The organism is Achromobacter spanius (assembly GCF_029637605.1).
Taxonomy (GTDB): domain Bacteria; phylum Pseudomonadota; class Gammaproteobacteria; order Burkholderiales; family Burkholderiaceae_B; genus Achromobacter; species Achromobacter spanius_E.
The window spans coordinates 2,787,936-2,810,975 of sequence record NZ_CP121261.1; the positions used below are offsets into that span (position 1 = coordinate 2,787,936).

19 protein-coding genes and 1 tRNA gene are annotated in these 23,040 nt (G+C 63.3%); 7 read left to right on the forward strand and 13 right to left on the reverse strand.

Going from position 1 to position 23,040, the window contains the following annotated elements; genetic code table 11:
* The first annotated feature begins 31 nt into the window (after nt 1–31).
* The 5 genes from P8T11_RS12370 to P8T11_RS12390 all read left to right on the forward strand — a co-directional run bounded on the left by P8T11_RS12370 (nt 32) and on the right by P8T11_RS12390 (nt 5,547).
* Nucleotides 32–1,138 carry an enolase C-terminal domain-like protein gene (locus tag P8T11_RS12370; RefSeq protein ID WP_100854966.1) on the forward strand — a complete coding sequence of 369 codons (1,107 nt, stop codon included), beginning with the start codon at nt 32–34 and terminating at the stop codon, nt 1,136–1,138.
* A gap of 170 nt (nt 1,139–1,308) precedes the next feature.
* The gene (locus tag P8T11_RS12375) at nt 1,309–2,205 is read left to right on the forward strand and encodes a LysR substrate-binding domain-containing protein (RefSeq protein ID WP_268081662.1); all 897 of its coding nucleotides are present in this window, start codon (nt 1,309–1,311) and stop codon (nt 2,203–2,205) included.
* 133 nt (nt 2,206–2,338) lie between these two features.
* Nucleotides 2,339–3,532, forward strand: a complete 1,194-nt coding sequence (locus P8T11_RS12380; protein ID WP_268081661.1) for a CaiB/BaiF CoA transferase family protein — start codon at nt 2,339–2,341, stop codon at nt 3,530–3,532.
* Complete coding sequence (locus tag P8T11_RS12385) at nt 3,529–4,476, forward strand: hydroxymethylglutaryl-CoA lyase (protein ID WP_268081660.1); 948 nt, start codon at nt 3,529–3,531, stop codon at nt 4,474–4,476. Before P8T11_RS12380 ends, P8T11_RS12385 begins: the two co-directional genes overlap by 4 nt.
* An 84-nt stretch (nt 4,477–4,560) precedes the next feature.
* Nucleotides 4,561–5,547, forward strand: a complete 987-nt coding sequence (locus tag P8T11_RS12390; protein WP_268081659.1) for a Bug family tripartite tricarboxylate transporter substrate binding protein — start codon at nt 4,561–4,563, stop codon at nt 5,545–5,547.
* Between the two features lie 64 nt (nt 5,548–5,611).
* Here the strand turns inward: P8T11_RS12390 and P8T11_RS12395 are convergent.
* From P8T11_RS12395 to ppk1, 6 genes are all read right to left on the reverse strand, one after another.
* Nucleotides 5,612–5,688, reverse strand: a tRNA-Pro gene (locus P8T11_RS12395).
* Nucleotides 5,689–5,796: 108 nt separating this feature from the next.
* A complete protein-coding gene (pstB, locus tag P8T11_RS12400; RefSeq protein WP_268081658.1) occupies nt 5,797–6,573 on the reverse strand; it encodes a phosphate ABC transporter ATP-binding protein PstB in 777 nt (258 codons plus the stop codon).
* A 48-nt stretch (nt 6,574–6,621) separates the two neighbouring features.
* A complete protein-coding gene (pstA, locus tag P8T11_RS12405) occupies nt 6,622–7,479 on the reverse strand; it encodes a phosphate ABC transporter permease PstA (RefSeq protein ID WP_268081657.1) in 858 nt (285 codons plus the stop codon).
* Nucleotides 7,480–7,505: 26 nt separating this feature from the next.
* The gene (pstC, locus tag P8T11_RS12410; RefSeq protein WP_268081656.1) at nt 7,506–8,522 is read right to left on the reverse strand and encodes a phosphate ABC transporter permease subunit PstC; all 1,017 of its coding nucleotides are present in this window, start codon (nt 8,520–8,522) and stop codon (nt 7,506–7,508) included.
* Nucleotides 8,523–8,679: 157 nt separating this feature from the next.
* Nucleotides 8,680–9,720, reverse strand: coding sequence for a phosphate ABC transporter substrate-binding protein PstS (pstS, locus tag P8T11_RS12415; protein WP_268081655.1), 1,041 nt, complete (start codon nt 9,718–9,720; stop codon nt 8,680–8,682).
* A 220-nt stretch (nt 9,721–9,940) separates the two neighbouring features.
* Entirely contained in the window at nt 9,941–12,016 is a 2,076-nt protein-coding gene (gene ppk1, locus P8T11_RS12420) for a polyphosphate kinase 1 (RefSeq protein ID WP_268081654.1), read from the reverse strand.
* Nucleotides 12,017–12,237: 221 nt separating this feature from the next.
* Here ppk1 and ppx point away from each other — a divergent pair, with 221 nt between their 5' ends.
* Nucleotides 12,238–13,725, forward strand: coding sequence for an exopolyphosphatase (gene ppx, locus P8T11_RS12425; RefSeq protein ID WP_268081653.1), 1,488 nt, complete (start codon nt 12,238–12,240; stop codon nt 13,723–13,725).
* Nucleotides 13,726–13,958: 233 nt separating this feature from the next.
* Here ppx and P8T11_RS12430 read toward each other — a convergent pair whose 3' ends face one another.
* The 5 genes from P8T11_RS12430 to P8T11_RS12450 all read right to left on the reverse strand — a co-directional run bounded on the left by P8T11_RS12430 (nt 13,959) and on the right by P8T11_RS12450 (nt 19,929).
* A complete protein-coding gene (locus P8T11_RS12430) occupies nt 13,959–14,765 on the reverse strand; it encodes a GNAT family N-acetyltransferase (RefSeq protein ID WP_268081652.1) in 807 nt (268 codons plus the stop codon).
* A 218-nt stretch (nt 14,766–14,983) separates the two neighbouring features.
* A complete protein-coding gene (glmM, locus tag P8T11_RS12435; RefSeq protein WP_268081651.1) occupies nt 14,984–16,327 on the reverse strand; it encodes a phosphoglucosamine mutase in 1,344 nt (447 codons plus the stop codon).
* Nucleotides 16,324–17,169: a dihydropteroate synthase gene (gene folP, locus P8T11_RS12440; protein ID WP_268081649.1), complete on the reverse strand. Its 846-nt coding sequence runs from the start codon at nt 17,167–17,169 to the stop codon at nt 16,324–16,326. The genes glmM and folP overlap by 4 nt, the downstream gene beginning before the upstream one ends.
* A gap of 18 nt (nt 17,170–17,187) precedes the next feature.
* Entirely contained in the window at nt 17,188–19,080 is a 1,893-nt protein-coding gene (ftsH, locus tag P8T11_RS12445; protein WP_268081648.1) for an ATP-dependent zinc metalloprotease FtsH, read from the reverse strand.
* 216 nt (nt 19,081–19,296) lie between these two features.
* Nucleotides 19,297–19,929 (reverse strand): RlmE family RNA methyltransferase, encoded by a 633-nt coding sequence (locus P8T11_RS12450; RefSeq protein ID WP_046806891.1) that lies wholly within the window; start codon nt 19,927–19,929, stop codon nt 19,297–19,299.
* Nucleotides 19,930–19,947: 18 nt separating this feature from the next.
* On the opposite strand from P8T11_RS12450, the gene P8T11_RS12455 reads away from it, so the two are divergent.
* The gene (locus P8T11_RS12455) at nt 19,948–20,550 is read left to right on the forward strand and encodes a YhbY family RNA-binding protein (protein WP_268081647.1); all 603 of its coding nucleotides are present in this window, start codon (nt 19,948–19,950) and stop codon (nt 20,548–20,550) included.
* 130 nt (nt 20,551–20,680) lie between these two features.
* On the opposite strand, the gene greA is transcribed toward P8T11_RS12455, so the two are convergent.
* Together greA and P8T11_RS12465 are read right to left on the reverse strand one after the other, a co-directional pair.
* Nucleotides 20,681–21,157, reverse strand: coding sequence for a transcription elongation factor GreA (gene greA, locus P8T11_RS12460; RefSeq protein ID WP_268081646.1), 477 nt, complete (start codon nt 21,155–21,157; stop codon nt 20,681–20,683).
* A 385-nt stretch (nt 21,158–21,542) separates the two neighbouring features.
* Complete coding sequence (locus tag P8T11_RS12465) at nt 21,543–22,865, reverse strand: solute carrier family 23 protein (RefSeq protein ID WP_268081645.1); 1,323 nt, start codon at nt 22,863–22,865, stop codon at nt 21,543–21,545.
* Nucleotides 22,866–23,040 lie beyond the last annotated feature (175 nt).

A 23,040-nucleotide genomic window follows, 5' to 3' on the forward strand; every position in this document is an offset into this window, starting at 1 on the left:
CGGCCGCGCGCCGCGATGAACGGGAGCCTTCATGAAAATCGACAACGTCAGTCTTACGCTTTTCGCCTGGGACGACATTCCGCCAACCAGCTATGCCGCGCACACCGGCAAGTTTGCCGGTTCCAGCAAGCTGGGGCTGCTGTCCATCCAGACCGACGCGGGCGTGACCGGCCACGCGTTCCTGGGATCGGCCTATTACCCCGCCGATCTGGACGGCCCAAACCTGATCAAGTATCTGAAGCCCATACTGATGGGCCAGGACCCGCTGGACCGGGAACGCCTGTTCCAGGCGATGTGGAGGCGTTCGCGGACGACCACGGTGCGCACCATCGGCGCCTGCGACGTCGCGTTGTGGGATATCGCGGGCAAGGTCGCCGGCCTGCCCATCCACCAACTGATCGGTGGCTACCGCAACAAGATCAAAGCCTACGCCAGCTCGATGATCCTGGACTCGGTCGAAGAATACGCCGACGAAGCGCGTCACTATCAAGCGTTGAACTGGGCCGCCTACAAGATCCACCCGCCCCACCCCTGGAAAGAGGACATCCGCGTATGCGAAGGCGTGCGCAAGGCCGTGGGCGACGACTACCTGCTGATGCTGGACGCCGCCTGGGCTTATCAGTATCCCGAAGCCGTGCGGGTAGGACGTGCGATAGAGGAATTGGATTACTACTGGTACGAGGACCCGCTGCAGGATTCGGACATCTACAACTACGTAAAGCTGAAGCAGCAACTGCACATCCCCATCATGGCAACCGAGGCCCCGGCCGCCGTCCTGGATGCTTATGTGCCGTGGATACAACAAAGCGCGACCGACTTCCTGCGCGGCGACGTGCCGTTGAAAGGCGGCATTACCAACATGCTGAAGACGGCGCATCTGGCCGAAGCGTTCCGCATGAATTACGAGATTCACCACGGAGGCAATTCGCTGAACAACGTGGCGCAATTGCACGTGGCCATGGCGCTGAAGAATACCGAGTTCTTTGAAGTGCTATTGCCCGGCGGGGCACAGAAATACGGTCTGATCGAAGACATAGAGCCGGACGCCGAGGGTTACGTCCATGCACCGACCGGCCCTGGACTGGGGGCGAAGATCGACTTCGATTTGATCGAGCGAAAGCGCGTCGCAATGCTGTGAAGGCAGGCGGTCCACCGGTGCGCGCCACCCGAGCGCTCCGGGTAGGCCCGATCGCGCCGTCGCCCCCATCAAGGAAGAATGGAAGAATTCGGACATAATTATTGCCCTGGCGCCTCGGCTATAACACTCGGCCCGCCGCCCGCCTTGGCATACCCGCGCCGGATTTTTCCATGAACCTTGCCCGTATCGACCTCGTCACCCTCGCTCTGTTTGTTGCCGTTGCGCGCCAGGGCAGCATCTCGGCCGGCGCGCGCCAGTCGCATCTGGCGGTGGGGGCGGCCAGCAAGCGGATTTCCGACCTGGAAGCCGCCCTGGGCACCGCGCTGCTGTACCGCAACGCCGCCGGGGTGGAACTCACCGACGCCGGCCAGGCCTGCCTGGTCCACGCGCTGCGAGTGTTGCAGGAAGTGGAGCAGATGACGGGCGCGCTGTCGGATTTCGCGCAAGGCGTGCGCGGGCAGGTGCGCATTGCCGCCAATACCTCGTCGCTGACGCAGTTTCTGCCTGAAGACCTGGCAGCCTTCATGGATGGCCACCCCGCCGTGCGGATCGACCTGGAAGAGCAGAACAGCAGCGACATCGTCACTGCCGTGCTTGAAAACCGGGCCGATATCGGCGTATTCGCTGACCGAACTCCCGCCGACGGCTTGTCGACCTTCCCCTACCGGCTGGATGAACTGGTGGTGATCGTACCGCAGCGCCATCCCTTGGCTTCTGAGGCGCAGGTGGCGTTTGCGGACACCTTGGCCTACGACTACGTTGGCCTGCCGCCGGCCACGTCGCTGGCGACCCGCTTGTCCGACGAAAGCGGACGCCTGGGGCGAGCCATGCGCTTGCGCATCCAGGTGCGCAGCTTTGACGCGATCTGCCGCATGGTCGCGGCGACGCGTGGCGTGGGCATTCTGCCGCGCATCGCGGCCGAGCCGCATGCGCGGTCGATGCCGATCAAGCTCATCCCCCTGACCGACGAATGGGCCCGCCGCTGGCTGCTGCTGGGGGTGCGCGATGCCGACACCCTGACCGTGGGCGCCCGCCTGTTGCTGGCCCATCTGCGCGGCGACCACTAAGGCGATTGCCGCTGCGGGTTTGCCCGGGGTTTCTCGTTCTGGGAACCCCCCTTTCCCCGATTGTCCATTCCGCCTGGCGCCGCTTTGCGCGCACACTGCCGCCTATCAATTTGAGTGTCGCCAGGGAGGCGAAATGGCTGGGCAGATTCTTGCTGGCATCCGCGTGCTGGAGCTGGGTCAACTGATAGCAGGGCCGTTCGCCGCCAAGACCCTGGCGGATTTTGGCGCGCAGGTCATCAAGATCGAGCCCCCCGGGCAAGGCGACCCGCTGCGCAAATGGCGTTTGCTGCATGAAGGCACGTCCGTGTGGTGGGAAGCGCAGTCGCGCAACAAGCAGTCGGTATGCGTGGACCTGCGCCAGCAGGAAGGACAGGACATCGTGCGCCTGTTGGCGCAGCAGGCCGACGTGCTGATCGAGAACTTCCGCCCCGGCACCCTGGAAAAATGGGGCTTGTCGTGGGAAGCCCTGCATGCACTGAACCCGCGCCTGATCATGCTGCGCATCTCGGGCTACGGCCAGACCGGCCCCAAGGCCCGCGAGCCGGGCTTTGCCGCCATCGGCGAGGCCATGGCCGGGCTGCGCTACTTGAACGGTGAACCGGGCCGTGCGCCGGTGCGGGCAGGCTTGTCGCTGGGCGACACCATCGCGGGCCTGCATGGCGCGCTGGGCGTGATGATGGCGCTGTACCAACGCGATGCGCGTGGTGGCGTGGGCCAAGTGATCGACGCGGCGCTCTACGAAAGCCTGTTCAACCTGAGCGAAAGCCTGTTGCCGGAATACTCCGTATTCGGCGCCGTGCGCGAACCAGCCGGGGCCGCGCTGCCGGGCATCGCGCCGTCCAACGCCTATCCGTGCCAGGACGGCTACGTGCTCATCGCCGGCAACGGCGACGCCATCTACACCCGCCTGATGGCACGCATCGGTCGCGACGACCTGGGACAGGACCCGGCCTTGGCGCACAACGACGGCCGCGCCCGACGCGTCGCCGAGATCGACGCCGCCATCGGCGCCTGGACGCAAACCAGGCTGATCGACGACGTGCTGGCCGCAATGCGCGAAGCCGACGTGCCGGCCGGCCGCATCTATTCGGTGGCGGATATTGCCGCCGACCCGCACTACCGCGCCCGCAACGCCATCACCACCGTGGAATCCGCCGCCGGCGTGCCAGTGGAGATGCCGGCCGTCTTCCCGTATCTGTCGACCAACCCCGGCGCGGTGCGCGAACGCGCGCCCACGCTGGGCGAGCACACCGATGCCGTGCTGGCGCAGGCGGGCTTGTCGGACGAACAACGCGACGCGCTGCGCGCCAAGGGAGTGATTGCATGAACGCCGGCCCCGCAAAGATCGAGATCAACGAAGTTGGCCCCCGCGACGGCCTGCAGATAGAGAAAGCCCTGGTCGCCACCGACGACAAGGTCGCCTTCGTGGACGCCTTGTCCGACTGCGGCTTTGCACGCATCGAAGTGACCAGTTTCACGTCGCCCAAGGCCATCCCCGCGCTGGCCGATGCGGCGGACGTCATGCGCCGCATCCGCTGCCATCCGGGCGTGATCTATACCGCGCTGGTGCCCAACATCCGCGGACTGGAACGCGCGTTGGAAGCCGGCACCGACGAAATGAACCTTGTCATGTCGTGCAGCGAGACGCACAACCGCGCCAACCTGCGCATGACGCGCGAGCAGTCGTATGCGGAACTGTCGCAGGTGCTGGCTGCCGCCGGCCGCAGCGGCACGCCGTGCAATGTGTCGCTGTCCACCGCCTTCGGTTGCCCGTTTGACGGCGACGTGCCGGTGGATCAGGTGCTGGACCTGGCCGCACGGCTGGCGGACGCGGGCGCCACCGGCATCACCCTGTGCGACACCACCGGCATGGCGTTCCCGACGCAAGTGGCCGCCTTGTGCGAACAGGCGTCCACGCGCCTGCCCGGCGTGGGGCTGACCGTGCACCTGCACAATACGCGCGGCATGGCGCTGGCCAATGCGATGGCCGCCTGGCAAACCGGCATCACCCGCTTCGACGCGGCGGCGGGCGGCCTGGGCGGATGCCCGTACGCGCCCGGCGCCAGCGGCAACGTCAACACCGAAGAACTGGTCCACATGTTTGCCTGCATGGGCGTGGATACCGGCGTGTCGCTGGAGCCGCTGCTGGCCATCGTGCGCGGCTTGCCCGCACTGGTGCAGCGCGATCTGAGCAACGCCTTGCTGCAAGCAGGGCCCCGTCTGGCGACCCACGCCGCGCCCGCCTGGCTGGCCGAGAGATTTCCGCAGTAGTACCGATGTAGTGCACGACCGATGTCGTGCTTCGCTTTATCCGTTCGTTTTGACCACACCTATAAAAAACCAAGGAGACATCCCATGGCATTGCCCTGCCTGCCCACCATCCTGCGCGCCGGTATCGCCGCCGCCCTGACCCTCGGCGCCAGCGCCGCCAGCGCCCAAGCCGACTTTCCCAATCGCCCGGTCACGCTGATCGTGTCCGCCGCGCCCGGCGGCACCACCGACATCGCCGCGCGCCTGATCGCCCAGCCCTTGGGCGTGGCGCTGGGCCAGAGCGTCGTCGTCGAGAACAAGCCGGGCGCCTCCGGCGGCATCGCCGCGCAGACGGTGGCGCGCGCCAAGGCCGACGGCTACACGCTGCTGCTGCAATACTCCGGCTTCCAGGTCATCACACCCCACGTCACGCCCACCGCCGGCTGGGACCCCGTCAAGGACTTCGCCCCCGTCGCCAACGTACTGTCGGCGCCGCAAGTCGTGGTGGTGCGCCCGGACCTGCCCATCAATTCGCTCAAGGAACTGGTGGCGTACGCCAAGGCCAACCCGGGCAAGCTGAACTACGCATCGTCCGGCAACGGCTCGCTGCAACAGGTGGCCACCGAACTGCTGAACCAGATGGCCGGCACGCAGATCACGCACATCCCCTACAAGGGCACCGGCCCCGCGCTGAACGACCTGCTGGGCGGCGCCGTGGACATGACCATCACCACGCCCCCGCCGCTGTTGGGCCAGATCGCCGCCGGCAAGCTGCGCGCGCTGGCCGTCACCGGCAACACCCGCCTGCCGTCACTGCCCAACGTGCCCACCGCCGCCGAGGCCGGCTATCCCGACCTGATCGTGTCATCGTGGTTCGCCATGTACGCCCCCAAGGACACGCCCGCGCCGGTCGTGGACAAGATCGCCGGTGAAATCCAGAAAATCATGAAGACCGACGCCTTCCGCCAGAAAGCCGCCGAACAAGGGGCGGAAGCCATCTTCATGGGGCCGAAGGAACTGGGTGCGTATACGCAATCGGAACTGGACCGCTGGGGCAAGGTGGTCAAGGCCGCGAAGATCACGGCTAACTAAGTAGAGGCTTTCTGAAATGAGAAAGGCCGTTAGTGAGCATTCTCACTAACGGCCTTTCATTTTTTGGTCGGGGCGGTGGGATTCGAACTCACGACCCTCTGCTCCCAAAGCAGATGCGCTACCAGGCTGCGCTACGCCCCGAAGGGTGGCAACTATACCAGAATCCAGGCCGCCCGGGGCGCTGCGCGCCAGGCTGTGTTTCTGGGGCGCGCCACCTTCTTGCATCACCAGGTCAACCCAGCACGGAAATCAGCCGAAGCGGCCCGTGATGTAGTCCTCGGTTTCCTTGCGCGACGGCTTCACGAAGATCTGGTCGGTCTGGCCGAATTCCATGAGCTCGCCCAGGTACATATAGGCGGTGTAGTCAGAGCAGCGCGCGGCCTGCTGCATGTTGTGCGTCACGATCACGACGGTGTAGTCGTTCTTCAGTTCGGCGATCAGCTCTTCGATCTTGGCGGTGGAAATCGGGTCCAGCGCGGAACACGGCTCGTCCAGCAGCAGCACTTCCGGCTTGATGGCCACGCCGCGTGCAATGCACAAGCGCTGTTGCTGGCCGCCCGACAGGCTGTTGCCGCTTTGGTGCAGCTTGTCTTTCACTTCGTTCCACAGCGCGGCCTTGCTCAAGGCCCATTCCACGCGCTCGTCCATTTCACCCTTGGACAGACGCTCGAACAGGCGCACACCAAACGCGATGTTGTCGTAGATGCTCATCGGAAACGGCGTGGGCTTTTGGAACACCATGCCGATCTTGGCGCGGATCAGCGAGATATCGGTCTTGGTCGTCAGCAGGTTCTCGCCGTCCAGCATGATCTCGCCCTCGGCGCGCTGGCCCGGATAGAGTTCAAACATGCGGTTGAACGTGCGCAACAGCGTCGACTTGCCGCAGCCCGAGGGGCCGATGAAGGCGGTGACCTTCTTCTCCTGGATCGACATGTTCACATTGCGGATCGCATGGAACTTGCCGTAGTAGAAGTTCAGGTCCTTGACCTCGATCTTGTTCTTGACGGCGGTAGCGGTGTTTTCCATTTCTCTTCCCTTGGCTCCGGCGCGCCACGCGCGCCGGCAAAGCGATCTTTACTTGTTGCGGAACATGTTGCGGGCAAGGATGTTGATGCCCAGCACCAGCAGCGTGATCAGCGTGGCCCCGGCCCAGGCCAGGTCATTCCAGTCCTTGAAGGGGCTGGCGGCGTATTGGTAGATCACGACCGGCAGGTTGGCCATCGGCGCGTTCATGTTGAACGACAAGAACTGGTTGGACAGCGCCGTGAACAGCAGCGGCGCGGTCTCGCCCGAGATCCGGGCAATGGCCAGCAGCACGCCGGTGATGATGCCGGTCTTGGCGGCGCGATAGCACACCAGGGTGATCATGCGCCACTTGGGGCAACCCAGCGCCGCCGCGGCTTCCCGCAGGCTGTTGGGCACCAGCAGCAGCATGTTGTCAGTGGTGCGCACCACCACCGGAATCACCAGGATGGCCAGCGCCAGCGCGCCGGCCCAGCCCGAGTAATGCCCCACCTGCGCCACATACACGGCATAGATGAACAGACCGATGATGATGGACGGCGCCGACAGCAGCACGTCGTTCAGGAACCGCGTGGCGGGCGCGAGCCAGCCGCGATGGCCGTATTCAGCCAGGTAGGTGCCCGCCAGGACGCCAATCGGCGTACCGATCAGCGTGCCAACGCCAGCCATCACCACGCTGCCAAAAATCGCGTTGATCAGGCCACCCGTTTGACCGGGGGGCGGTGTGATCTCGGTGAACAGCGTGTAGGACAACGCGGGCGCGCCGCGGGTCAGCAGGGTCAGAATGATCCAGAACAGCCAGAACAACCCGAACACCAGCGTGGACAGGGACACCGTCAGCATGATGCGGTTGACCATGCGGCGCCGGCGGTACGTGCCATTCTGCATATTGAGTACGGATACAGCCATGATCTTTTCCTTGTGCTCGCGGCGCGTCAGGATTTCTTGCCTTCGCCTGCGGACAGGCGAACCAGCAGCACTTTGGCCAGGGCCAGCACGATCGTCGTGATCAGGAACAGGATCAAGCCCAGCTCCAGCAACGCCGACTTCTGAATGCCGCCCGCTTCATTGAATTCGTTGGCCAGCGCCGAGGCGATCGAGTTGCCCGGCGAAAACAGCGACCCCGACCACTTGAAGGCGTTACCGATCACGAACGTGACGGCCATCGTCTCGCCCAGGGCTCGGCCCAGACCCAGCATGATGCCGCCGATGACGCCCGACTTGGTGAAGGGCAGCACCACGCGCCACATGACTTCCCAGGTTGTGCTGCCCAAGCCGTAGGCCGATTCCTTCAACATGGCCGGCACCAGCTCGAACACGTCGCGCATCACCGCGGCGATGAACGGGATGATCATGATCGACAGGATCAGGCCGGCGGTGAAGATACCGATACCAAACGGCGGCCCCGCGAACAGGCCGCCGATGATGGGCACGTTGCCCAGGGTGGCGATCAGGAAGGGCTGCACATATTGCTGGAATACCGGCACGAAGACGAACAGGCCCCACATGCCGTAAATGATGGACGGAATGGCCGCCAGCATTTCCACGGCCGTGCCCAGGGGGCGACGCAGCCAGGTCGGCGACAGTTCGGTCAGGAAGATGGCGATACCAAACGAGACCGGCACGGCGATGATCAAGGCGATGGCCGAGGTCAGCAGCGTGCCGATGATGGGCACCACGGCGCCATAGTTCTGGTTGACGGGATCCCAATCGTTCAGCCACAGGAACGACAGGCCATACTTGGCCAGCGATTCGCGGCTGCCGTAGATCAGGGATACAAGAATGGCCGCCAGCAAAATGAACACCAGGAAGGCGAACAGGCGGGTCAGATTCTTGAATAGCGCATCCATCAGCGCGTTTTTATTTTGCTTCATAGGCGAAGGCGTGCCGGTAGTCACGGAGTCCGCCACGCTGGGCGGAAGCGGCACACTATTATCCATTACCGCGCTCATGGATGGACTTTCCTTAGGAAACCTGGGTGGAAACGGGAACTGCTGGGGCGAGCCGCCCCGGTTTTCTTGCAGGGCATGAATTCCGGGGCGGCTGCTGATGGGTTACGCGCGGCGTCGGGCTGCTTTCTTGTTGCGGCCCTCTCGCGCTACACCCATCCTACTTCCAGACGGGGGTGCCGTCGGCGGCTTTGATTTCGCCCCAGGCGGCGCGGATTTGCGTGGTCACGGCTTCCGGCAGCGGTACGTAGTCCAGATCCGCGGCCGACTTGGCGCCGTTCTTGAACGCCCAGTCAAAGAAGTCCAGCACGGCCTTGCCTTGCGCCGGCTTGGCTTGCGACTTGTGGATCAGGATGAAGGTGGCGGCGGTGACGGGCCACGAATCGGCACCCGGTTCGTTGGTCAGGATCACGCCCATGCCAGGTGCGCTCTTCCAGTCGGCGTTGGCGGCCGCGGCAGCGAATGCCGACTGCTCGGGCTGGACGAACTTGCCGTCCTTGTTCTGCAGTTGCGTCCAGGCCAGCTTGTTCTGCTTGGCGTAGGCGTATTCCACATAGCCGATCGAGTTCTTCAGTTGGCCCACGTAGGCGGCGACGCCTTCGTTGCCCTTGCCGCCTTGGCCGGTGGGCCACTTGACGGCCTTGCCTTCACCGACTTGCGACTTCCAGTCAGCCGACACCTTGGACAGGTAGTTGGTCCAGCCGAAGGTCGTGCCCGAGCCATCCGAACGGTGCACGACGATGATGTCGGCCGAAGGCAGCTTCACGTCGGGGTTCAGCGCCTTGATGGCGTTGTCGTCCCACTTCTTGATCTTGCCCAGGAAGATGTCAGCCAGCACGGTGCCCGACAGCTTCAGCTTGCCCGGTTCCACGCCGTCGATGTGCACGACGGGCACTGTGCCGCCGATCACGGCGGGGAACTGCAGCAGGCCGTTCTTTTCCAGGTCAGCCGCCTTCATGGGATCGTCCGAAGCGCCGAAATCGACGGTCTTGGCGATGATCTGTTGCTGGCCGCCGCCCGAACCGATCGACTGGTAGTTGATGGCGTTGTTGGTGGCCGCCTTGTAGTCCGACGCCCACTTGGCGTAGACCGGGTACGGGAACGAGGCGCCGGCGCCGGTCACGTTGGCGGCTTGCACGGCAAATACAGCGGCGCTCAGCGCGACGCCCACGGAAACTTGTTTGAAGACACGTTTGAACATCTGGGTTCCTTCAGTGCTTGTTGGAGAAGTCGTATCAGGCTTTTCTTTGCTGCCTGTCTTTCAGCGACCTTCGCATCTTAGGGGCCCAACGTGACAAGATAGTGACAGTCACATACGGTTCATGTTGCCCCGTCCCCGACCGTTGAAAAACGGTGGCCGCCCGGGAAAACCAGGGCGGCCACAGTATTTTGGGGTCGCACCCCACATGAAAATGGTCGGCTTATACGCCCAGTTTCTGCATCAGATAATGATGCAAGTTGAAGGGTTCGCGGCGGCTCTTCACCCGGGCATAATCGCCATCTGGCTGCTGCTGCCACGCCAGTTGGTTGTCGCGCAGCGCGTAAGTGAACGCTTCGTCGACCACCCGTTTTTTCAGGGTCTTGTCGTAGATCGGGAACGCAATTTCCACCCGGCGGAAGAAATTGCGGTCCATCCAGTCGGCCGAAGACAGATAGACCGTTTCCTCGCCGTCCGCATAGAAATAGAACACCCGCGAATGCTCCAGGAAGCGGCCCACGATGGAGCGCACGCGGATGTTTTCGGATAGGCCGGACACGCCAGCGCGCAACGCACACACCCCGCGCACGATCAGGTCGATCTTGACCCCGGCCTGGCTGGCTTTATAGAGCTCTTCGATCACCTGCTCTTCCAGCAGCGAATTCATCTTGGCCATGATGCGCGCGCGCTTGCCCGCCTTGGCCGCCCGCGCCTCCGCACGGATCAGGGCCACCATGCCGTCATGCATGGTGAACGGCGACTGCATCAGTGCCTTGAGCGAGCGGCGCGCGCCCAGCCCGGTCAACTGCGCAAACACCTTGTCCATGTCCTCGCACAGCTTCGGGTCCGCGGTCAGCAGGCCAAAATCGGTGTACAGGCGCGCGGTGCGGGGGTGATAGTTGCCGGTGCCCAGGTGCGCATAGCGGCGCAAACGGCCTTTTTCGCGGCGCAGCACCACGGCCATCTTGGCGTGCGTCTTGTGGGCCACCACGCCATACACCACGTGCGCCCCCACCTCTTCCAGCTTGGATGCCCAGTTGATGTTGGTCTGCTCGTCAAAGCGCGCCATCAACTCCACCACCACCGTCACTTCCTTGCCGGCCCGCGCGGCGGCCAGCAGGATCTTCATCAGCTCGGAATCTTCGCCCGTGCGGTAGATGGTCTGCTTGATGGCCATGACGTCAGGGTCCAGCGCCGCCGCGGTCAGGAAATCAATGACGGGCTGAAACGACTGGTACGGGTGGTGAAGCAGGCGGTCCTGCGCGGCCACGGCCTCAAACAGGTCGTGCGGCTTGTCGCCCACCTTATCGAACGGCGCGGGCACGGGCGCGCGGTATTCCGGAAACAGCAGATCGGGCCGCAGGTCGGAATTGCACAGCTGCATCAGGCGCGACAGGTTCACCGGGCCAGGCACGCGGTAAGTGTCCTCGGCCTTCAGCGAGAATTCGCGCTGCAGGAAGGTTTCAAGCTCGACCGGGGTGAGCTTGTCGATCTCCAGGCGCACCGCGGCGCCGAAATTACGCTGCGACAACTCGCCCTGCAAGGCGTGGCGCAGGTTGGTGACTTCTTCCTCGTCAACAAACAGGTCGCTGTTGCGGGTGACACGCCACTGGTAGCAGCCCAGCATTTCCAGACCGGGGAACAGTTCACCCACGAAAGCCCGCAGCAAGGACGTCAGCAGAATGAAGCCTTCCGGGTGGCCGGACAACTCGGGCGGCATCTTGATCAGGCGAGGCAGGGCGCGCGGCGCCTGCACCACGGCAATCGAGGCCTGCCGGCCGAAGGCATCGGCGCCAGACAGCGACACAATGAAGTTCAGGCTTTTGTTGTAGACGCGGGGAAACGGATGCGCCGGGTCCAGCCCGATGGGGGTCAGCAGCGGCATCACATCGCGATTGAACACCTGGCGCGCCCATTCCTGCTGCTCGGCGTTCCATTCGGAAGCGTGATGCAGGGTGATGCCCTCTGCCTGCATGGCGGGCAGGATGTCGTCGTTGAGCAGGTTGTATTGCCGCGCCACCAGGGCGTGCACGGCATGCTGTACGTTTTCGAAGGCCTGGTCCGGTGTCATCCCATCGGGACCCACCAGGTTGGGCGACTGAAGCTGCTGCTCTTTCAGGCTGGAAATCCGGATTTCGAAGAACTCATCCAGATTGGAACTGACGATACACACGTACCGCAGCCTTTCCAGCAACGGCGTTTTCGGATTTTCCGCCATCGCCAGCACGCGTTCGTTGAATTTGAGCAGCGACAACTCGCGATTCATGAGCAAAGGCTCGCCAGGCGGGCGTGTGGGCATACCGGATTCCATACGTTTGGGGGGAGCGTGGAGTTTTACTGCAAAAAAGTGACGGTTCTATGACATAGCGACAAAACCGTAGCGTACGTCAAAAGCGGGACATATAGCGCACGCCACAACGTCGCCAAGCCCATGATCCATAAGCGAAAACCCGTACCCAAGGGCACTGTCACATGGGATCTCTATAATCAGGCCACCTCAAAGCCTATATTACGAGCCGCATGGATCAACTTCTGGCCGCGGTGGACCTCGGGTCCAACAGCTTCCGCCTCTCTATCGGACGCATCGTTCAACAAGACGGTACGCCCCAGATCTACCAGATCGATCGCCTCAAGGAAACCGTTCGGCTTGCCGCCGGACTGGACGCCGAGAAACGCCTGGGCGACGACGCCATCGAACGCGCCATCGCCGTGCTTGAGCGTTTTGGCGACCGTCTGCGCAGCTTCCATCCGAACCGGGTGCGCGCGGTGGCCACCAATACCTTCCGGGTGGCGCGCAACACGCGCGACTTCCTGCCCCGTGCCGAAGCGGCGCTGGGCTTTCCCATTGAAGTCATCGCGGGCCGCGAAGAAGCCCGCTTGATCTTTTCGGGCGTGGTCCACACGCTGCCCCCGTCGCCCAACAAGCGCCTGGTCATCGATATTGGCGGCGGGTCCACCGAAGTCATCATCGGCAAGGGGCACGAGCCTGGTCTGATGTCGTCGTTGTACATGGGCTGCGTCAGCTACAGCCGCCAGTTCTTCTCGGACGGCGTGGTGGACGCGCACCAGATGAAGCAGGCAGAGCTTGCGGCGCGGCGTGAAATCGAAGTCATCGCCAAGCAATACCGCAAAACGGGCTGGAAAGAAGCCTATGGCTCTTCCGGCACCGCCAAGGCGCTGTTTGCCATCCTGACCGAAAGCCGCTTTTCCGACCGCGGCATTACCCGCGCCGGCCTGGCCAAGCTGAAAGACCGCATCGTGCGCTCGGGCCGTGTCATCCCGTCCGAGCTGCCGGGCATCAAGATCGAACGTTCGGACGTGCTGCCCGGCGGGCTGGCCATCATGAGCGCCCTGTTCGATGAACTGGGCATTGACGTCATGCACACCGGTGACGGCGCGCTGCGCCTTGGCGTGCTGTATGACCTGCTGGGCCGCGACGACGAGCACGACAAGCGCGACGAATCCGTGCGCCAGTTCATGAAGCGCTACCACGTGGACGTGAACCAGGCGCGCCGTGTGCGCCATGCCGCGCTGACGCTGTTTGACGCCATGTTCCCCGAAGGCCAGGAACGCGCTGAACTTCGCCCGGCGCTGGGTTGGGCGGCGGACCTGCACGAAGTGGGGGTGTCGATTGCGCACAATGCGTATCACAAGCACACCGCCTACGTGTTGGAAAACGCCGACATGCCGGGCTTCTCACGCGCCGACCAGCAACTGCTGGCGTTGCTGGCGCTGGGCCACCAGGGCAAGCTGACCAAGCTGGAACCGCTGATCCGCACCCGGGCGCAATGGAAAGCCATCCTGAGCCTGCGCCTGGCCGTGCTGTTGTTCCGCCGCCGCGGCGAAATCGAGCCCCTGCCGCTGACCGCGTCGGTACGCGAAAGCTCCATCGTCGTGCGCGTCAACCGCGACTGGCTGACCCAGCACCCCTTGAGCGACTTCACGCTGCGCGCCGAAGAAGCGGAATGGAACAAGGTGGGCTTTTCTTTCGAATTGCTGGAATTCTGATTCTGGCGTCGTCGCGCCTGTGCAAGGCGTGATCGGCGCAGATGGCGCGAACTGCGCGGACGAAAAAAAGCGGGCGACGGCGGTAACGCCCTCGCCCGCTTTTACGCTTTCACGCGCTTAATCTGGAGACAGATCTGTCTGCCGGTGCAACTGCCTGAGCTCAAGACGGATAGGCCGTGTGGCCCGCCGTATCAGCCTGATTTTCATACGGCGGAGCAGGCGGCGCATGATGATCAGCGCTGGCCGTTGACGGCCGCCGGTTGATCCAGGCCGAAGTGGCGGCGGTAACGCTCGTCCATCCGGTCCATCTTCAGCAACACCGGGAAGTCAGCGGCATTGAAATCCGGGTCCCAGGCGGGTTCGCCACAGACCCTGGCGCCCAACTTCAGGTAACCCTTGATCAGCGGCGGAACGCGCGCCGGCAAGGTGCTGTTCAATTTTTCCACCGGGTAGCGGTGCAGCGGGGTCACACTGGGTTCGCCGGCCCGGGGCAGCTTCGGCATGATGGTGCGCCAGACTTCGGCGGCAGTCACGCCATCGTCCCGCAGGCTGACGCTGGCGCAGCCCAGCACGTATTCGTAGCCGCCACGCCGCAGGTATTCCGTCAGGCCCGACCACAACAGCATGATCACCCCGCCGTTGCGGTAGTCCGAATGGGTGCACGACCGGCCTACTTCAACCAGTTGGTCGCGAATGGGACCCAGCCCGGAAAGGTCGAACTCTGATTGCGCGTAATAGCCGCCCGCTTCTCGCGCCTTTTCGGGCGTCAGGATGCGATACGTGCCGACGACGCGGCCCGTATCCATTTCGCGCACCATCAGGTGTTCGCAAAAGGGGTCGAAGCGGTCGTGCTCAATGCCGTCAAGCGCGTCGGGAAACACCGCGCCCATGTCCTCGGTGAAGACGTCGTAACGCAGACGTTGGATCTGCTCGATTTCTTCAGCCGTGCGCGCCAAGCCCACCGCCAGCACTTTCGGGGCGTTGCCCTTCCAAGGTTCAGCGGGATTACGGCTTGGGGTGGTGCGTGCTAGTTCAAGCATTGCGCGAAGCTCCTAGAGAGTCCAGTCAGTTTGGACGCCCTGTATGTCAAAGACTTGACCGATATGTTACGTGACTATGAAGTTTAGTTCGGAGGAGATAGGTCAATTTAGGGCAAATCTCGACAAAACTTTACAAAGCAATACTTGGTGGAAATGCACAAAAGCCACCCACCGCTAAGCGGTGAGTGGCTTTTGGGGACACAGTCAGGAGGCCGGGCTTAAGCCAAGCTGGCGGCAAGCTTCTCTGCGCAGGAAACAGCAAGCGATTCATCTTCCGCTTCGACCATCAAGCGCAATTTCGGTTCAGTGCCTGAAGCGCGGATCAGAATACGGCCGCGGCCGTTCAGTTCCGCCTCGACCGCTGCGCGCGCGGCGGTCAGACCCGCGTGGGTCTTCCAGTCTTGACCAGGCGCCAAGGGCACGTTGATCATTTTTTGCGGGTACATCCGCAGATCGCGCACCCATTGGGCCATCGTCTCGCCGCTGCGGCGCAGCGCCGTCAGCACTTGCAAGGCAGCGATGATGCCGTCGCCCGTGGAGTGGCAATCCAGGCACAGCAGGTGGCCGGAGCTTTCGCCGCCGTACTGCCAGCCGCGAGCCTGCATTTGCTCGAGCACGTAGCGGTCGCCCACGTTGGCGCGCTCGAAGCCCACGCCCAGGCGCTTCATCTCGCGCTCGAAGCCGAAATTGGTCATCAGGGTGCCAACCACGCCGTCGACTTTGCCACGCTGCATGCGCTCGCGCACGATGGCGTACAGCAGTTCGTCGCCGTTATAGATGCGGCCTTCGCCGTCCACAACCTGCAGGCGGTCGGCGTCGCCATCCAGGGCGATGCCCAGGTGCGCGCCACGGGCCTGCACTTCCTTGGCCAGGGATTCGGGATGCAAGGCACCCACGCCCTTGTTGATATTGAAGCCGTCCGGATGCACGCCAATGGCGTGTACCTCGGCGCCCAGCTCGCGGAAGACGTGCGGGGCGATGTTGTAGGCGGCGCCGTGCGCGGCGTCCACAACGATCTTCATGCCGTTCAGGTCCAGGTCGTTCGGGAAGGTGCTCTTGCAGAACTCGATGTAGCGGCCCTGCGAGTCCGACATGCGGCGGGCACGGCCCAAGCCTTCGGAACTGACGCAGCCCAGCGGCTCGTCCAGCGCCGCTTCAATAGCGCTCTCGATTTCGTCCGGCAGCTTCATGCCCTGCGCCGAGAAGAACTTGATGCCGTTGTCCTGATACGGATTGTGCGAGGCGCTGATGACGATGCCCGCCACCAAACGCAGTGCCCGGGTCAGGTAGGCCACGGCCGGCGTCGGGATGGGGCCGGCCAGCAGCACGTCGATGCCGGCGGCGGACAAGCCCGCTTCCAGGGCGGATTCGAGCATATAGCCCGAAATGCGCGTGTCCTTGCCGATGACGACCTGCGGGCGACTGCCGCCGCGCACGGCGTGTTCGCGCGCCAGCACCCGGCCGGCGGCATAACCCAGGCGCAGCGCGAATTCGGCGTTGATCACCGAACCGCCGACTTCACCACGCACCCCATCGGTGCCGAAATACTTGCGTTGACTCATGAACTGATAGCTCCTTGTTCAGCCGCATGCCATACCTTAAGGGCATCCACGGTGGCAGCGACATCGTGCACACGCACGATGGAAGCGCCCCGGGACACGCAGGCAAGCGCTGCGGCGATGCTGCCGGACAGCCGGTCGCCGACCGGTCGGCCCGTGGCCTGCCCGATCATGTTCTTGCGCGACAGGCCGATCAGCAATGGATAACCGGTGCTGCGCAAGCTGGACAAGCGGCGCAGCAATTGGAAGTTTTGGTCCGCCGTCTTGCCGAACCCGAATCCCGGGTCCAGCACGATACGGCGAGGGTCGACCCAGGCCGCGCGCAGCTTCTGCGCGCGAGACCCCAGGAAGAGTCCGATTTCACCGATCAGGTCGGTGTATTCGGGGGGCGAGGCCTGCATGGTGCGAGGCTCGCCCTTCATGTGCATCACGCACAGCCCGCAGCGCGATTGCGCCACCGCCTCGATGGCGCCGGGCTGGCGAAAGCCATAGATGTCGTTGATCATGTCGGCGCCCGCGTCCAGCGTGGCGCGCATGACTTCCGGCTTGAAGGTGTCGATGGATAACGGCACGCCGCAATCGCGCAGCGCCTCGATCACGGGCAACAGGCGGTCGAGTTCATCGGCCACGGAAACCGGGTCGGCGCCAGGGCGTGTGGACTCACCGCCCAGATCCAGGATCTGCGCGCCCTCTTCGATCAAGCGACGCGCGTGCGACACCGCGGAATCCGTATCGTCGTGCTGGCCGCCGTCGGAAAACGAATCCGGCGTGACATTGACGATACCCATGACAAGCGGGCGCTCGAGATCAAACTCGAAGCGCCCGCAAAGGAAGTTATTTGCCATGACTCAGGACAAAAAACCTCAGACTGCTGCAGCCGTGCTGCCGTCAGCCGCCAGACCGGTGCTGGGAGGCGGCGTGTCGGTGGAATCCGACGGGCCTTGCGGCGTTTTCGGGGGACGCGGAGGACGGCCCTCGATGATGTCGTTGATCTGGTCGGCGTCGATGGTTTCCCATTCGAGCAGCGCGGACGTCATCACTTCGACCTTGTCACGGTTTTCATCCAGGATCTTGCGCGCGACTTGGTATTGCTCGTCGATGATGCGGCGGATCTCGGTGTCCACCTTCTGCATGGTGGCTTCGGACATGTGGGTCGTCTTGGTGACGCTGCGGCCCAGGAAGACTTCGCCTTCGTTCTCGGCGTAGACCATCGGACCCAGTTCGTCCGTCATGCCGTAGCGGGTGACGATGTCGCGGGCGATGGCGGTGGCGCGTTCGAAGTCGTTCGAGGCGCCCGTCGTCATCTGGTCCATGAACAGTTCTTCGGCGATACGGCCACCGAACAGCACGGCGATGGTCGACAGCAGACGGCCCTTGTCCATGCTGTAGCGGTCGGTTTCAGGCAACTGCATCGTCACGCCCAGCGCACGGCCGCGCGGGATGATGGTGACTTTGTGGACCGGGTCGGTCTTGGGCAACATGCGGGCGACGATCGCGTGGCCGGACTCGTGGTACGCGGTGTTCTTGCGTTCCTCTTCGGGCATGACGATCGAGCGGCGCTCGGCGCCCATGATGATCTTGTCCTTGGCCTTTTCGAAGTCGGACATATCCACCGTGCGGCCATTGCGGCGCGCGGCGAACAAGGCAGCTTCGTTGACCAGGTTGGCCAGGTCGGCGCCCGAAAAACCGGGGCAGCCGCGCGCCAGGATGGTCGCGTCGACGTTGGGCGACAGCGGAACCTTGCGCATATGGACTTTCAGGATCTGCTCGCGGCCACGGATATCGGGCAGCGGCACCACGACCTGGCGGTCGAAACGGCCGGGACGCAGCAGCGCCGGATCCAGCACGTCAGGACGGTTGGTTGCGGCGATCACGATGACGCCCTGGCCGGATTCGAAGCCGTCCATTTCAACCAGCATCTGGTTCAGGGTCTGTTCGCGTTCGTCGTTGCCGCCACCCAGGCCAGCGCCACGCTGACGGCCCACGGCATCAATTTCATCAATGAAGATGATGCAAGGCGCGTGCTTCTTGGCGTTTTCGAACATGTCGCGGACACGGGCCGCGCCCACGCCGACAAACATTTCAACGAAGTCCGAACCCGAGATGCTGAAAAACGGCACCTTGGCTTCACCGGCGATGGCCTTGGCCAGCAGCGTCTTGCCGGTACCGGGCGAGCCCACCATCAGCACGCCGCGCGGGATACGACCACCAAGCTTTTGGAACTTGCTGGGGTCCCGCAGGAAGTCGACCAATTCCTGAACGTCTTCCTTCGCTTCATCGCAGCCCGCGACGTCGGCAAAGGTGATTTGGTTGGTGTTTTCGTCGAGCATGCGGGCGCGTGATTTGCCGAAGCTGAATGCCCCGCCCTTGCCGCCGCCCTGCATCTGTCGCATGAAGAACACCCACACGCCGATCAACAACAGCATGGGGAACCACGACACGAAGATGCTCATCAACAGCGATTGCTCTTCACGCGGCTTGCCGGAAACCTGGACGCCGTACTTCAGCAGATCGGAGACCATCCAGAGGTCGCCCGGCGAAGTCAGCGTATAGGCGCGGCCCGCGTCCGGGGTGACGTACAGCACATCGCCCTGAACGTCGACCTTGCGGATACGTCCCGCCTTGGCGTCGTCCATGAACTGCGTGTAGCTCACGCCGTCCTGGGTCTGAGCGCGTCCGTCGAACTGTTTGAAGACGGTGAACAGCACCAGGGCTATCACCATCCAAACAGCGACTTTCGAAAATGAATTATTCAAGGTCGATCTCCTGCTTTCGATTCCGACCAGCGACCGCGCACCCGCGTATGGCACAGTCACAAGTATGTCAATAGCCCATTCTACCCTGTTGGACCCGATTGCGTCCTGGGATCCCTGGGGCCCGTGTAGTTACGTCTGATTTGTCGTTATGGTGGTCGTTGTCTCGGCAAGCAGGTCAGCTTTTTAGGGGTTCAAGGCAACATGCCCCGACCCGGGTTATTTCAGATCGCGCGCAACCAGAAAGGTTTCAGAGGATTTATCCCGTGAGGCCTTCGGCTTGCGCTCGACCACCCGCTTGAAGTGCTGTTTGAAGGACTGCACGATCTGCGAAAATCCGCTGCCGTGGAAGGCCTTGACGATCAGCGCCCCGTTGGGCTTGAGATGGGCGCGGGAAAACTCCATCGCCAGCTCGCACACATGCTGAATGCGGGCGGAGTCGGCGCTACCCACGCCTGACAAGTTGGGGGCCATGTCCGAGATTACAAGGTCCACGGCGCGAGATCCGACCATGTCTTCCAATTGTTTCAGAACGTCATCGTCGCGGAAGTCGCCCTGGATGAATTCCACCCCGGCCACCGGCTCCATCGGGAGCAGATCCAGCGCAATGATTCGTCCGTCAACGACACCACCCGGGCCGGCCAGGCGCTCGCGCGCCACTTGGGACCAACTGCCGGGCGCCGAACCCAGATCGATGACCAGGTCGCCCCGCCGCATCAGCTTTTCGGTATCCAGGATCTCGATCAGCTTGAAGGCGGCGCGGGCGCGATAGCCCTTCTGTTGCGCCAGCTTCACATAGGGATCGTTGATGTGCTGGTGAATCCAGTCTTTAGAGAATTTATTCTTGGCCATTACCGTACAATTCCACGCATGCCTATATTAGAACTTACCTCTCGTGAGCGCAGCGACCTTCGCTCCGCCGCTCACCCTCTGCGCCCCGTCGTCCTGATTGGCGACAATGGCCTGACCGACGCCGTGCTCAAGGAAATCGACTTGGCACTGGCTTCCCACGGCCTCATCAAGGTGCGCGCCGGCGGCGATGACCGCGAGGCCCGCGAGACCATGTTGTCGACCATCTGCGACACCCTGTCTTGCGCCGCGGTGCACCATTTGGGCAAGACCCTGATTCTTTTCCGCCCGCTGGCCGGCAACATCAAGCCTGCCGCCCTGGCAGCGATGGAGCCCGAGGCTCCCGCCAAGCGCCGCGCTTCCGAACCGTACACGCCGAAGAAGCTGGCCGCCGAAGGCAAAAGCCTTGCCAAGCGCCCGCGCCGCAGCGAGTCCGAAGAGCCCAAGCCAGCCAAGACGCGTTTCGTGCCGCAAGACCAACTGAACAAGAACGGCAAGCCGATGCGCCCCAGCAACAAGCGGGCTACCGCCAGCGGCCACGGCATTCCGCGCCGCGCCGGCAGCGCGCTCAGCCTGCGCGCCGGAGCTCGCAGCGGCACCAGCCGCAAGACGTCGAAAAGATAAGGCCGGGCACAAAAACGGGCGCCTGACGCGCCCGGTCCACCATAGCGATCCGCGCAGTCTCCGCGGGCACTCAGCCTGAATCAGGCTTCGAGCTATGGCGTTTTGACAGTTTACCGCTAAGGCGAGCGCGTTAGATGTAACGCACGCCCAGAACTTCGTATTCGCGAACGCCAGCCGGGGCCTTGACCTCGACCACATCGCCTTCGCTCTTGCCGATCAGCGCGCGCGCCACCGGGCTGGAGACGGAAATCAGGTTGGCCTTGATGTCAGCCTCGACGTCGCCCACGATCTGGTACGTGACGCGGTCACCGGAATCCAGGTCTTCGATGTCGACGGTTGCGCCAAACACGGCACGGCCTTCGGCGTCCAAAGCAGTGGGGTCAATCAGGTGGGCATTGGAAAGCGTGCCTTCAAGTTCGGCAATCCGGCCTTCGATAAAGCCTTGGCGCTCGCGAGCAGCGTCATATTCGGCGTTTTCCGACAGATCACCCTGTGCACGCGCTTCGGCGATGGCATTGATAACGGCAGGGCGTTCCACGGTTTTCAGCCGCTGGAGCTCTTCTTGCAAGCGCTCGGCCCCGCGCACGGTCAAAGGAATGGCAGACATGTCGTTTCCCAAACAAAAAGTAGAAAACGCCCCGAAGGAGCGTTCTCGGTGAAGGTCGTTACCCCGGCGCGCACCTGCCATCGGGACATCAATCAATGCGAGGCAAGCGGCGCGGACGACCAAAACAAAACCCCGGCTCGGGTCGGAACCGGGGCAATCAAAGTCATATTGTGGGCAAAGTCCCTCGGAATTGCAAGCCACCGCGGAAAACGTGCTTTTGCACGCATTTCGCTGCTGTAACCCGCGAAAACCGGCTATTTCCTCAAGAATTTTCAACCACGACGACCGCCTCGGGCAAGGGCCCGCTGCCGCGCGTTGCTGAAAAGATACTTTTCAATAGTATTTTGTCATTTTGCCCGGTGGCGCATGCCAAAGCCGCCCATTTTTATGCCGAAACGGGCTTTCTGCGACGCAGCAAGGCATACAGGATAATGGCCCCGAACGTAGCCGTGCCGATGCCGCCCAGCATGAAGTCGCCGATCTTGATGGTGAAGTCGCCCGCGCCCATCACCAAGGTGACCGCGGCCACGATCAGGTTGCGGTTGTCGCTGAAGTCGACCTGGTTGACCACCCAGATGCGTGCGCCCGCAATCGCGATCAAACCGAAAACCACGACCGACATGCCGCCCAGAACCGGGCCGGGAATCGTCTGGATCAGCGCGCCGAACTTGGGCGAAAAGCCCAGCACGATGGCGATCAGCGCGGCCACCACGAAGACCAGCGTGGAATAGATGCGGGTCACCGCCATCACGCCGATGTTCTCGGCGTAGGTGGTGACGCCCGTGCCGCCCACCGCGCCCGACACCATGGTCGCCACGCCGTCGCCGACGAAGGCGCGGCCCAGGTAGCGGTCCAGGTCGCGGCCCGTCATGGCGCTGACCGCCTTCACGTGGCCCAGGTTTTCCGCGACCAGGATGATGGCGACCGGCACGATCAAGCCCATGGCTTCCGCCTTGAAGACGGGTGCCGCGAAATGCGGCAGGCCGATCCAGGCAGCGTTGGCCACGCCCGAAAAATCGATGGGCTTGCCCAGGCCCATGCCATTGGCCAGCACCGCGTACACCACGCAGGCAAGGATCAGGCCGACCAGGATCAGCAGGCGTTGGACCATGCCTTTCGTGTAGACGGCAATGCCGCCGACGCAGACGATGGTGACCAGCGCCATGAAGGTGTCGAAGCCCGACGCGCCCATGGCGCCCTTGGCCGCGATGGGCGCCAGGTTCAGACCGATCACCGCCACCACGGCGCCCGTGACGACCGGCGGCATCAGCGCATCGATCCAGTTGGCGCCGCTGCCAGACCGGGCATTGGCGATCCACACGATCACGCCGATCAAGGTATAGGCCAGACCGCAGGCGATGATGGCGCCCAGCGCCACGCCAATATTGGCGTTGGCCCCGCCCCCCGCATACCCGGTCACCGCGATCACGCCGCCGATGAAGGCGAAGCTGGACCCCAGGTAGCTGGGCACGCGGCCGCCGACGAACAGGAAGAAGATCAGCGTGCCGATGCCGGACATGAGGATCGCCACGTTGGGATCGAAGCCCATCAGCAGCGGCGCCAGCACCGTCGAGCCAAACATGGCCACCACGTGCTGCGCGCCCATGGCCACATTCTTGGGCCAGGACAGCCTTTCATCAGGCGCGATGATGACGCCGGGTTCGGCATCGTCCGCCAGGCGCCAACGCGGAAAGTACGAATTCGACATAAATATCCCAAATAAGGGGTTGGGTGAGCGGGCGCCAGTGTAAAGGGGGCTGCGAAGGAGCGGCAACGTTTAAGTATGGCTGGCACCATGCCGTACTTAGGGAAACCCCGAAAGCCCGGTTCACCACCGGACTACCGGGGCACACACGCAGTACAACCCGGCAGCAGGAGACATC